General features: G+C 68.4%; 9 protein-coding genes. 3 read left to right on the plus strand and 6 right to left on the minus strand.

The features are described 5' to 3' along the window. The first annotated feature begins 5 nt into the window (after positions 1-5). Entirely contained in the window at positions 6-2,138 is a 2,133-nt protein-coding gene (locus ABZ622_RS09570) for an alpha/beta fold hydrolase (protein WP_360541796.1), read from the plus strand. 24 nt (positions 2,139-2,162) lie between these two features. Here the strand turns inward: ABZ622_RS09570 and ABZ622_RS09575 are convergent, their stop codons facing one another. The 6 genes from ABZ622_RS09575 to ABZ622_RS09600 form a co-directional block, all read right to left on the minus strand. Continuing rightward, the gene (locus tag ABZ622_RS09575; protein WP_360541797.1) at positions 2,163-3,164 is read right to left on the minus strand and encodes a hypothetical protein; all 1,002 of its coding nucleotides are present in this window, start codon (positions 3,162-3,164) and stop codon (positions 2,163-2,165) included. A gap of 196 nt (positions 3,165-3,360) precedes the next feature. Further along, positions 3,361-4,608 carry a dipeptide ABC transporter ATP-binding protein gene (locus ABZ622_RS09580; protein ID WP_360541798.1) on the minus strand — a complete coding sequence of 416 codons (1,248 nt, stop codon included), beginning with the start codon at positions 4,606-4,608 and terminating at the stop codon, positions 3,361-3,363. Then, entirely contained in the window at positions 4,598-5,575 is a 978-nt protein-coding gene (locus tag ABZ622_RS09585; protein ID WP_360541799.1) for an ABC transporter ATP-binding protein, read from the minus strand. Before ABZ622_RS09585 ends, ABZ622_RS09580 begins: the two co-directional genes overlap by 11 nt. Before the next feature lie 13 nt (positions 5,576-5,588). Beyond that, complete coding sequence (locus tag ABZ622_RS09590) at positions 5,589-6,563, minus strand: ABC transporter permease (RefSeq protein WP_360541800.1); 975 nt, start codon at positions 6,561-6,563, stop codon at positions 5,589-5,591. After that, positions 6,556-7,479 (minus strand): ABC transporter permease, encoded by a 924-nt coding sequence (locus ABZ622_RS09595; protein ID WP_360541801.1) that lies wholly within the window; start codon positions 7,477-7,479, stop codon positions 6,556-6,558. Before ABZ622_RS09595 ends, ABZ622_RS09590 begins: the two co-directional genes overlap by 8 nt. Positions 7,480-7,641: 162 nt before the next feature. Next, positions 7,642-9,273: an ABC transporter substrate-binding protein gene (locus ABZ622_RS09600; RefSeq protein ID WP_360541802.1), complete on the minus strand. Its 1,632-nt coding sequence runs from the start codon at positions 9,271-9,273 to the stop codon at positions 7,642-7,644. Between the two features lie 472 nt (positions 9,274-9,745). Here ABZ622_RS09600 and ABZ622_RS09605 point away from each other — a divergent pair, with 472 nt between their 5' ends. Together ABZ622_RS09605 and ABZ622_RS09610 are read left to right on the plus strand one after the other, a co-directional pair. Next, complete coding sequence (locus tag ABZ622_RS09605) at positions 9,746-10,774, plus strand: ABC transporter permease (protein WP_360541803.1); 1,029 nt, start codon at positions 9,746-9,748, stop codon at positions 10,772-10,774. A gap of 74 nt (positions 10,775-10,848) precedes the next feature. Continuing rightward, positions 10,849-12,630, plus strand: coding sequence for an ABC transporter substrate-binding protein (locus ABZ622_RS09610; RefSeq protein WP_360541804.1), 1,782 nt, complete (start codon positions 10,849-10,851; stop codon positions 12,628-12,630). The last annotated feature ends 5 nt before the right edge of the window (positions 12,631-12,635 follow it).

A 12,635-nucleotide genomic window follows, 5' to 3' on the forward strand; every position in this document is an offset into this window, starting at 1 on the left:
GGCATATGACTTCGCAGCCGATCTCGTTCCCCCGTCAGCACGCCAGGACCATGCGATTCACCCTCGGCGCCCCGAGGTCGTTCACCGTTTCGCCCGACGGTGAGCGGGTGATCTTCCTGCGCTCGGCCTCCGGTACGGACCGGTCGGGGCGGTTGCTGGTACTGGATCTGCCCAAGGACGGCGCCCCGCGGGAGCGCGTGGTCGCCGATCCCGAGGCCCTGCTGGGCGGTTCGGCGGAGCGGCTGTCGGCGCAGGAGCGGGCCCGGCGCGAGCGCAGCCGCGAGGGCTCCTCGGGGGTCGTCGGCTACGCGGTGGACGCGGCCGCCGAGTTGGCCGCTTTCGCGCTCTCCGGGAAGGTGTACGTCGCCGGACTGCGGGCGGGCACGGCCCGTGCGCTGCCCGTTCCGGGCCCGGTGATCGACCCGCGACCGTCACCGGACGGACGACACATCGCATATGTGTCCAAGGGTGCGTTGCGCGTCGTGGGCGCCGAGGGCGACGGCGACCGGGCGCTCGCCGAGCCGGACGGGGACGATGTCTCGTACGGTCTCGCGGAGTTCATCGCGGCCGAGGAGATGCAGCGTTCGCGGGGCTTCTGGTGGTCGCCGGAGTCGGACCGGCTGCTGGTCGCCCGGGTCGACAACGGCCCCGTGCAGCGGTGGTGGATCTCGGACCCCGCGCACCCGGACCGCAGGCCCGCCGAGGTGGCCTACCCGGCGGCGGGGACGCCCAACGCCGATGTGCGGCTCTTCGTGCTGGGCCTGGACGGTACCCGTACCGAAGTGGTCTGGGACCGGGCACGCCACCCCTATCTGGCGCAGGTGCACTGGTCGTCGGACGGGGCGCCGCTGCTGCTGGTCCAGTCCCGCGACCAGCAGAGCCATCTCTTCCTCGCGGTGGATCCGGAGACCGGTACTACGCGCACGGTGCACGCCGACGAGGACCCGGTATGGCTGGAAATCTTCCCCGGGGTGCCCGCCTGGGCGCCGGACGGCCGGCTGGTGCGGATCGCGGACGAGGGCGGGGCCCGGGTGCTCGCGGTCGGCGACCGGCTGCTGACCGGGGCGCAGTTGCAGCTCAAGGCGGTCCTGGACATCGGGGAATCGGACATCCTGGTGTCGGCCTCGGCCGGTGAGGAGGCGGCCGAACCGGAGGTCGGCGAGACCCATGTCTACCGGGTCAACGAACTGGGTGTAGAACGAGTTTCCGAAGGGGTCGGGGTGCACTCCGCGGTCCGCGCGGGCGGGGTCACGGTGCTGGTCAGCCACTCCCTCGACCGGTCCGGGGCCCGGGTCGAGGTGGTCCGGGACGGCAAGCGGATCGCGACCGTGGCGAGCCACGCCGAGGAACCGGTCCTCTCCGCCCGGGTGCATCTCACCGAGGGGGGCGCACGGCGAATTCCGTGCGCCGTGCTGCTCCCCGAGGGGTACGAGAAGTCGGACGGGCCGCTTCCGGTGCTGATGGATCCGTACGGCGGTCCGCACGGCCGCCGGGTGGTCGCCGCCCTCAATCCGCATCTGACGTCGCAGTGGTTCGCGAACCAGGGCTTCGCGGTCGTGGTCGCGGACGGCCGGGGCATGCAGGGGCGTTCACCGGGCTGGGAGAAGGCGGTCAAGAACAACCTGGTGCTCTCCGTGGACGACCAGGTCGAGGCCTTGCACGCTCTCGCGGACCGGTTCCCGCTGGACCTCGGCAAGGTCGCGATCCGCGGCTGGTCGTTCGGCGGATACCTGGCGGCGCTGGCCGTGACGCGCCGGCCCGAGATCTTCCACGCGGCGGTGGTCGGCGCCCCGGTGACCGACCAGCGGCTGTACGACACCCACTACACCGAGCGCTATCTCGGCGACCCGGCGAAGCAGCCCGAGGTGTACGCGCACAACTCGGTGATCACCGACGAGGGGCTCTCGGAGGCCGCCGAGCAGGTGCGGCCCATGATGATCGTGCACGGTCTCGCGGACGACAACGTGGTGGTCGCGCACTCGCTCAAGCTCTCGTCGGCGCTGCTCTCGGCCGGGCGCCCGCACGAGGTGCTGCCGCTCAGCGGGGTGACGCACATGACCCCGCAGGAGCAGGTGGCGGAGAATCTGCTGCTGCTCCAGGTCGACTTCCTGAAGCGGTCGCTGGGGCTGCTCGGCTGAGAGGCTGTCGGGTGGCCCTCCCCGTCACCAGCCGGGCGGCGGCTGGGACGGGGGCGGCGGCCCGAAGACGCCGGGGCGCGGATAGCCGTACCCCTGTCCGTAGCCCTGGCCGGGCAGCGGCGGGGGTGCGGCCCGGCCCCGCAGGGCCAGCGCCAGCAGCACCGCCGCTCCGGCGAGCACCTCGAAGAACCCGGTCGCCACGGTGAGCTGGGCCTCGACCGGCAGGTCGGCGAAGTGCTCCAGCAGCTTCTCGTGCGCCGACCAGGCCACTCTCACCCCGCCGCCGCCCAGCAGCAGAGCGGCGGCGATCAGGCCGAACGGCCGGGCGTGCACGGCGCGGAACAGCGCGCTCGCCGCCGCGAACAGGCAGAGCAGCGCCAGGACGGCCGTGAACCAGCCGGGCGGCGGGTCGGTGAGCCCCTGGAAGATCCGGTCCCCGCCGAAGAACCAGTCGGGGTAGATGTAGGGGATCCGCACCGCCTGGCGGATCTCCCAGGCGATCGTGACCGCTCCCGCCGCGCCGAGGCAGAGAAAGGCGATCACCCCCGCACCCTGCCCCGGCCGGGACGGGACGCTTTCGGAGGAGTCGTGCGGGGCCCGGCGGCCGGCCGCCGCGGTGATGATCAGCGCGATGCCCGCCGCGAGCGACGCGAAGACGCAGAGCAGGGCACGGGTGCGCAGGTCGTCGACGAACCGGGGGTCCATCCGGGGCTGGCCGATGTTCCAGAGTCCGGGCAGCCGCACCACGAGCGTGAGCACTCCGGCGGCGACCAGCGCGGCGCCGGCCACCGAGGACCGCAGGGCCGCGACGGCCACCGCGAGATACACCACGAACAGCACCACGTCGTACGGCGAGGTGGTCGGTGCCGGCGACATCCGGGCGTCGCCGTAGCCGGCCCAGTAGTGCCACAAGTGCTCGATGCCGTCGGCCGCCCCGACGTCCCGTACGACCCAGCCCGCGACGATCAGCGCGAGCGCGGCGCAGAGAACGGCTCCGGTGACCCTTGCCCCCCGAGTGAGTATCACCCGAGCGATACTCCACCGTCCCCGTCCGCCGGACAAGGGGTTCACCGGCGTGGTGCGCCGACGGGCAACCGGCCGGGAGGACTTGGGCCCTCCCGGCCGGTACACGGCACCCGCACGGCCGTACGCCGACCATGCTGGCCGGTCCGTGTCTCGGCCGCGAGACGGACGGATTGCCCACGCGTTAACGGGCCCGGGGTCAGCCGGCCCGTGTGCTCCCGGACGGGGCGGCCCCGCCCTCCCCGTCCGACGGATCGCCGTCCTCCTCCGCGCCGTCCGAAGGTCCGTCGCCGGCGGCCGTCTCCCCCGGCGCCTCCAGCAGCCCTTCCGGCGGTACGACCTGCTTCTCCTCCGCGAAGTGGCAGGCCGAGTCGTGCCCGGCCGGGGTGTCCGCCAGCCGGAAGACCGCCGGGACGGCCAGCAGCGGCACCTCCAGTTCGCACCGCTCCCGCGCCTTCCAGCACCGGGTGCGGAAGCGGCAGCCGGAGGGCGGGTTGGCGGGCGACGGGACGTCGCCGTGCAGGATGATCCGCTCCCGGTGCTCCCTGGCCGTCGGGTCCGGCACCGGGACCGCGGACAGCAGCGCCTGGGTGTACGGATGCGTGGGGTGGTCGTAGATCTGCTCGTCCGAGCCGATCTCGACGATCCGTCCCAGATACATCACACCGACCCGGTCGGAGATGTGCCGGACGATCGACAGGTCGTGCGCGATGAAGACGTAACTCAGTCCGAACTCCGCCTGGAGCCGGTCCAGCAGGTTGACGACCTGCGCCTGTACGGAGACGTCGAGGGCGGAGACGGGTTCGTCGGCAACGATGATCTCGGGGTTCAGGGCCAGGCCCCGGGCGATACCGATGCGCTGGCGCTGGCCGCCGGAGAACTGGTGCGGATAGCGGTTGATGTACTCCGGGTTGAGGCCGACGACGTCCAGCAGGTCCTGGACCTTCCGGCGCCGCTCGCCCTTCGGGGCCACCTCGGGGTGGATCTCGTACGGCTCCCCGATGATGTCGCCGACCGTCATCCGCGGGTTCAGGGAGGTGTAGGGGTCCTGGAACACCATCTGGATGTTGCGGCGCACGGCCTTCAGCGCGCGCCCGGACAGCTTGGTGACGTCCTCGCCCTTGTACCTGATCGCGCCGGCCGTCGGCTGTTCCAGATGGACCAGCATCTTGGCCACGGTGGACTTGCCGCAGCCGGACTCCCCCACGATGCCGAGCGTCTCGCCCGCCGCGAGGTCGAAGGAGACCCCGTCGACCGCCTTGACGGCGCCGATCTGCTTCTTGATCAGGATGCCCTGGGTCAGCGGGTAGTGCTTGACCAGGTCGCGGACCTCCAGGATCGGTTCGCCGCCCGCCGCGGCGGACCCGGCCCGTGACTTGGCGAGCAGCGCCCGGGCCTTCTCGCCCTCCTCGCGCGCTTCCCTGCGCCCCGAGTGGTCAGCGTGCATCGAGCGTCTCCTTCCAGAAGTAGCAGGCGCTCTCACGGTGCTCGGCCACCTCGAACAGCGGCGGCACCTCGCCCCGGCAGATCTCCTGGGCCATCGGGCAGCGCGGGTTGAAGGCGCAGCCGGGCGGGATGTGCAGCAGGTTGGGCGGCAGGCCCTTGATGGCGTACAGCTCCCGGCCCTTCTGGTCCAGGCGCGGGATCGACCGGAGCAGGCCCTTGGTGTACGGGTGGGCGGGTGCCCGGTAGATCTCGTGGACCGGGGCGGACTCGACGATCCGGCCCGCGTACATCACGGCGATCTTGTCGGCGACGTCCGCGACCACGCCCAGGTCGTGGGTGATCAGGATCAGGCCCATGTTCAGCTCGCGCTGGAGCTCGGCGAGCAGGTCCATCACCTGGGCCTGGACGGTCACGTCGAGGGCGGTGGTGGGTTCGTCCGCGATGATCAGCGACGGTTCCAGCGCCATCGCCATGGCGATCATGATGCGCTGGCGCATTCCGCCGGAGAACTGGTGCGGGAAGTTCCCGACGCGTTCCTTGGCCGCCGGGATGCGGACCCGGTCCATCAGCTCGACGGCCTTCAGCTTCGCGTCCTTGCGGGACATCCCCCGGTGCACGACGAACATCTCGCCGAGCTGTTCCCCCACGCTGAGCACGGGGTTGAGGGAGGAGAGCGCGTCCTGGAAGATCATGGCCATCTCCTGGCCGCGGATCTTCCGGCGCTCGTCCTTCTTCATCTTCAGCAGATCGCGGTCCTTGAAGAGGATCTCGCCGCCGCTGATCTTTCCGGGGGGCATGTCGAGGATGCCCATGATGGCCTGCGCGGTGACCGACTTGCCGGAGCCGGACTCGCCGAGGACGGCGAGCGTCTCGCCCTCGGCCACCGAGTAGTCGACCCCGTTGACGGCCTTGGCGACGCCGTCGCGGGTGTGGAACTCCACGTGCAGATCGCGCACTTCGAGCAACATGGCAGCGGGCTCCTCAGCGCAGCTTGGGGTCGAGGGCGTCGCGCACCGCGTCGCCGAGCATGATGAAGGCGAGCACGGTGACCGCCAGGGCTCCGGCGGGCCAGAGCAGCATGTGCGGGGCGTTGCGGATGTACTGGGACGCGGCGGAGATGTCGATGCCCCAGGAGACGGCCGGCGGTTTCAGTCCGACGCCGAGGAACGAGAGGGTCGCCTCCAGCGAGATGTACGTACCGAGCGCGATGGTCGCGACGACGATGACCGGCGCGATGGCGTTCGGGGTGATGTGGCGCAGCATCATGCGGGTGTTGGAGGCGCCGAGCGCCCGTGCCGCCTGTACGTAGTCGTTCTGTTTGGCGGTGATCACGGAGCCGCGGGCGATGCGGGCGATCTGCGGCCAGCCCAGCAGCACGATGAAGCCGATCACCGGCCAGACGGTGGAGCTGGTGACCACGGAGAGGAAGACCAGGCCGCCGAGGACCACCGGGATGCCGAAGAAGACGTCGGTGACGCGGGAGAGGACCGAGTCCGACAGTCCGCCGAAGAAACCGGCCAGGCCGCCGAGGATGCCGCCGAGCAGGGTGACGCCGAGGGTGGAGCAGACGCCGACGGTCACCGAGTTCCTGGCCCCGTAGACGGTACGGGTGTAGACGTCGCAGCCCTGTCCGTCGAAGCCGAAGGGGTGTCCGGGCTGGGAGCCCTGCTGGGCCTTGGCCAGGTCGCAGTTGAGGGGGTCCTGGTCGGCGATCAGTGCCGGCCAGATCGAGATGATCACCAGGAAGACGATGATCAGCGAGGAGATGATGAAGACCGGGTTGCGGCGCAGGTCCCGCCAGGCGTCGGACCACAGACTGCGCGGCTTCTCGGCGGGGCCGGTGCCCTCGGGGCCGCCGGGTGTCCTTTCGAGGGTCGTGCCCTCCTCCAGGGCGAGATCCATCACGCCTCCCGCTCCGGCGGACGAGATCGCCTCGTCCGGTGACTGCTCAGGCATAGCGGATCCTCGGGTCGAGTACGGCGTACAGCAGGTCGACGAGCAGGTTCGCCGCCAGGAAGACGAGGACGAGGATGGTGACGAAGCCGACGACGGTCTGGGAGTTCTGGCGCAGGATGCCCTGGTAGAGCTGGAAGCCGACGCCGTGGATGTTGAAGATCCGCTCCGTGACGATCGCGCCGCCCATCAGGGCGCCCACGTCGGTGCCGATGAAGGTGACGACCGGGATCAGTGAGTTGCGCAGCAGGTGCCGGATGACGACGCGGCGCCCGGGCAGGCCCTTGGCGACGGCGGTGCGGACGTAGTCGGCGCGGGCGTTCTCCGCGATGGAGGTCCGGGTGAGCCGGGTGACATATGCCAGGGAGACCGAGGCGAGGACGAGGCCCGGTACGAGAAGCTCGTTGAAGGGTGCCTCCGAGGAGACGGAGGGTTTGATGATGCCCCACTCGACTCCCAGCAGGAGCTGGAGCAGCAGGCCGGTGACGAAGGTCGGGATGGAGATGACGACCAGGGTCAGGATGAGCACGGTGGTGTCGACGGGGCGGCCGCGGCGCAGGCCGGTGACGACTCCGAGGCTGATGCCGATGACGATCTCGAAGACGATCGCCACGATGGTGAGCCGGATGGTGATGGGGAAGGCGGTGGCCATCAGCTCGGTGACCTTCTGACCGTTGAACGCGGTGCCGAAGTCGCCGGTGAAGACATTGCCCATGTAGGTGAGGTATTGCTGCCAGACGGGCTTGTCGAGGCCGAACTCCGAGCGGAGCTGGGCCGCGGTCGCGGGGTCGCACTGGCGGTCGCCGCAGAGGCCCGCGATGGGGTCGCCCATCACGTTCACCATGAGGAAGATCAACAGCGTGGTGCCGAAGAAGACCGGGATCATCTGCAGCAGCCGCCGGATCACATAACGTCCCATGAAGGGCTCCGGGGGTCGCGGTGGTCAGGGGCTCGGGGCTGGGGAGTGACGCGTCCGGGGGACGGGGAGGCCGGGTGGCCGGAGCGTTCCTGGCACCGGCCACCCGGCCGCAGGGCCTCTCGTTCGGATCGGGCCGGATCCGAACGAGAGGCCCTCATCCGGTCACTTGACCTTGATCTGCTCGTAGACCGGGACGCTGAACTGGTTCAGCGACACGTCGGTGATGTTCTCCGAGTAGCCGGCGCTGCCGTTCTGGTACCAGAGCGGGATGACGGGCATCTGGGCGACCAGGACCTTCTCCGCGTCCTGGAAGGTCGAGACGGCCTTGGCCTTGTCGGACTCGGCGTTGGCCTTGTCGACGAGCCCGTCGAACTCCTTGTTGCTCCACTTGCCGTCGTTGGACGAGGCGTCGGTGTAGTACACGGGCTGGAGGAAGTTCTGGATGAGCGGGTAGTCCATCTGCCAGCCGGCCCGCCAGGCACCGGTCAGCTTCTGCTGGGAGACCTGGCTGCGGAAGTCGGCGAAGGTGCCGACGGGGGCGCCGACGCACGCCTTGTTGTTGCCCATCACCTTGTTGATGCTGTTGCAGACGGCGTCGACCCACTCCTTGTGGGAGCCGGTGTCACCGTTGTACGAGACCTTGAGCTGGCCGCCGGGAATGCCGCCGCCCTCCTGGATCAGCTTCTTGGCGTTCGCCGCGTTGTACTCGCAGGGCGCGCCGCACAGCCCCTTCTTGAAGCCGCCCTCCTCGCCGAGGACCGGGGAGGTCCAGTCGGAGGCGGGGGTGCGGGTCTTCTGGAAGATCTGATCGGTGATCTGCTGCCGGTTGATCGCCATCGACAGGCCCTGGCGGACCTTGGTGCCGCCGGGGGTGTCCCACTTCTTGTCGTAGAAGGGGAAGGCGAGGGTCTGGATGATGCCGGCCGGGGTGTTGATGTAGCGGTCGCCGAGGTCCGCCTTGACGTTCTTCAGCTGCGAGGCGGGCACGTCGTCGACGAGGTCGAGGTTGCCGGCCGTCAGGTCCGTGTAGGCGGTGTTGTTGTCGGTGTAGACCTTGAGGTCGATGCCGCCGTTCTGCGCCTTGTCCTCGCCGGGGTACTTGTCCCACTTGCGCAGGTTCATCGACGAGCCCTTGGTGTACTTGTCGACGGTGTACGGCCCGTTGCCGATCGGCTTGGCCACCCAGGCGGCGTGGTCGGTGAAGAACGCCTTGGGCAGCGGGGCGAATGCCGGATAGCCGAGGGTGTCGGGCCACAGGGAGAACTTCTGCGACAGCTTGACGGTGAACGTCTTGTCGTTGACCACCTTGAGGCCGGAGAGCGTGGCGGCCGAGGCGGTGCCGGAGTCGGGGTGGACCTTGCTGTATCCGTCGATGTAACCGAAGAAGTAGGCGTTCTTCTGATTGTTCTTCAGCTGGGCGCCGTAGTTCCAGGCGTCCACGAAGGACTTGGCGGTGATCTTCTCGCCGTTGCTGAAGGTCCAGCCGTCCTTCACGGTGACCGTGAAGTTCTGGTTGTCCTTGGTCTCGATCTTCTCGGCGAGCATGTCGGTGGCCGCGCCGGTCTTCGGGTCGTACCGCTTGAGCCCCCGGAAGATCATGTCGAGGACCTTGCCGCCCTGCACCTCGTTGGTGTTCGCGGGTTCGAGCGGGTTCTGCGGGTCGCCCCACGAAGAGCTCACGATGCCGTTCGCCCCACCGCCGCCACCGCTGCCGCCCCCGCCGCCACATGCCGTCGCCGCCAGGGCGACGACCACCGCACATGCGGCCCACCTGGCCTGTGTGGCTCCGCGCATGGAGTGCCTCCTCGTAGTGCTCCGTCTTACGTACGGTCAAATATCACCGCATCACGGACATCACGCACATTTACTCCACCCATTCGGGCGCGTCGGAGTCCGCCCGAGTGGCACTTCGCGGCCGGAGGAGCCGTGGGCGCGGCCTCCGGCAGACACCGGAGCGGTAACGGCCGCGCATCGAATGCGCATCGACCGCGAGTCCAGCCGACCGACCGTACGAATTCCGAGACAACCCCGCCCGCATATCGGACTCATTGCCGGACTTCACCCGTTAAGTCGCGAACACTCCTTCGAAAAAGCCAAACGGAAGCAAAGCCACGCCCTTTAAAAGGTCATGGATTGGTCAAATTTCCAAAGAGCATGCCAAGGGCGTCGGACATTCATTGACCCTGCATGAATTGCGTTGAAAAAGTCCGGGTAGCCCGTAGGTGTTGCCCTGCGGAGTCCTTCGACCCTCCGGGCCAGGAGCACCATGACGATTCCAACCCCGCAAGCCACCACCCCCCTTGAGGTGGAGGACGCGAAGCCGCAGTCGACAGCGGGACCGTCCGCGACCAAGGGCGGTGACGGCCGCTCACCGGGCAGGATGGCCTGGCTGCGCTTCAAGCGCGACCGGACCGGCGTGATTTCGGCCTATGTGGTCATTTTCTTCTTCGTGATCGCCATCTGCGCACCGCTGATCGCGAAGCTGTACGGCAAGGACCCGTACACGACGTACGGGCAGAACGACACGAGCCTGCTGGACGACTTCGGTTCGCCGGTACTGCCCAACGGCGGGATCAGCGGCGACTTCTGGTTCGGCATCGAGCCGGGCCTCGGCCGGGACGTCTTCACCTTCCTGCTCTACGGCATCCGCAACTCCCTGCTCATCGCCGCGGTAACCACCCTGCTGGTGACGGTGATCGGCATCGCCATCGGCATCACGGCGGGCTATCTGGGCGGGAAGACCGACTACCTCGTGGGCCGGGTCATCGACATCCTGCTGGCCTTCCCCTCCACGCTCTTCTTCATCGCCTTCTGGCCGGTGCTGATCTCGATCCTGGTCTCCCCGGAGGAGAACACCCCGGTCTGGCTGACCGTCGTCAGCCTCATCTCGGTCATGACGGCCTTCGGCTGGGCCTCCATCGCGCGTCTGCTGCGCGGCGAGGTACTCGCCCTGCGCGAGCGCGAGTTCGTCGAGGCCGCCAGGGTGACCGGCGCCTCCCCGGCGAGGATCATCTTCAAGGAACTGCTGCCCAACCTCTGGACGCCGATCCTGATCCAGGCCACGCTCGCGCTGCCCGCGTACGTCACCGCGGAGGCGGGCCTCGCCTTCCTCGGCGTCGGGCTCACTTCCCCGACCCCCGACTGGGGCGTGATGATCCAGCGCGGATCGGACGTCTACCAGAGCGACATCACGTTCATGCTCTTCCCCGGCGTCTCGATGGTGATCTTCGTCATCGCCTTCAACCTGCTGGGCGACTCGGTGCGTGACGCACTGGACCCGAAGACCAAGCGCTGAACCGCACTTCCTCCGGCCGGGCGACGGGGCCCACCGGAAAGATCGTTTCTCTCCATCGACCAGAGCAGGAAACCATGTCCCTTTCCCGCAGAAACTTCGTCATCGCCACGTCGGTCGCGGCCGGCGGTTCGATGGTCCTCTCCGCGTGCAGCAGCGGCAGCACGACCAAGAAGGGCGGCAGCGCCGGACACGGCGGTGCCGACAAGTACACCGGCGCGGTCGTGGTCGGCACGAAGGCCGACTCCACCGGTCCGGCCGCCGAGATACCGGGCGCGAAGAAGGGCGGCACGATCCGCGGGATCGCCCCGGACGACTTCTCGCACCTGGACCCGCAGCGCATCTACTTCTCGTGGAACTCCGCGGTCGGCGACCTCTTCATCCGTGGCCTGACCGGCTACAAGATCGCGGCTGACGGCTCGATGAAGCTGGTCGGCGACCTCGCCACCGACGCGGGCACCATGTCCGACAACGGCAAGACCTGGACCTTCACCCTGAAGGACGGTCTGAAGTGGGAGGACGGCAAGGAACTCACCATCGAGGACGTCCGCCACGGCATCGAGCGCGGCTTCGCCAGCTTCACCACCGAGGGTGCGGGCTACGTCCAGAACGCGCTGGTCGGTCCGGGCGACTTCCGCTCGAAGTACAAGGGTCCGTACGGCGGCAAGCACCTCGACGCGGTCGTCACCGACGCCAAGGCGAAGACGATCACCTTCAAGCTGGCCGAGCCCCGCCTGGACCTCAACTTCACCCTGGCGATGAACTCCTACGCGGCCGTCCCGGTCAAGGGCGACACCAAGGAGAAGTACGACAAGGACCCGATGAGCTGCGGTCCGTACCGCATCAAGGCCCACGCCATCGACAAGTCGATGACGCTGGTGCGCAACCCGCACTGGGACCCCAACACGGACGCGATCCGCAACGCCTACCCGGACAGCTTCGTCTACGAGTTCGGCCCCGAGTCCCTCCAGTCCACCGACCGGATGATCGCCGACGACGGCGACGACCAGTACGCGGTCATGGCGTACAGCGGCGTCCCGGCCGAGCGCATCCAGAAGGTCCTCACCGACCCCGAGCTGAAGAAGCGGACCTTCAACGGCCTGCTGACCGGCATCTACTACTACGGGATCAACACCAAGCGGATCACGGACCTGAAGGTGCGTCAGGCCCTCATCCACGCCTGGCCGCTGGAGCAGATCCGCAAGATCTACGGTGGCCCGTCGGCCGGTGACTACGCGACCTCCATCCTGAGCCCCGACATCCTGGGCTACGCCAAGGACGACGTCTACGGCAAGCTGAAGAAGCCGCAGGGCGACCCGGAGGCGGCGAAGAAGCTGCTGAAGGAGGCCGGCAAGGAAGGCCAGAAGGTCGTCTACGCCTTCCCGCAGAGCAACACCTACGACAAGACCAAGGTCGTCATCGAGAACGCCCTCAAGGCGGCCGGCTTCGACCCGGTCATCAAGCAGCTGGACTCCACCAGCTACTACGACCAGATCCAGCAGATCGACAACAAGTTCGACGTGATGTGGTTCGGCTGGTCCCCGGACTGGCCGACCGGCTACACCCTGATCCAGCCGCTCTTCGACGGCAGCACGATCGCCAACGGCGCGAACAACATCTCGCAGCTGAACGTCGACTGGGTCAACGAAGGAATCAAGAAGAACAACCTCATCGCCGACCCCACGGAGGCCGGCAAGGCCTGGGCCGCGCTGGACAAGCGGATCATGACGGAGGAGGCGCCGATCATCCCCGAGACGTTCCAGCGCCGCTTCTACCTCTACGGCAAGAAGGTCGGCGGGGCGATGTTCCACCCGCAGTTCTCCTCGGCCATCTTCTACAAGCTGTTCGTGAAGGCCTGACGCCG

This window comes from Streptomyces sp. NPDC007164, assembly GCF_040634135.1.
GTDB classification, from domain to species: domain Bacteria; phylum Actinomycetota; class Actinomycetes; order Streptomycetales; family Streptomycetaceae; genus Streptomyces; species Streptomyces sanglieri.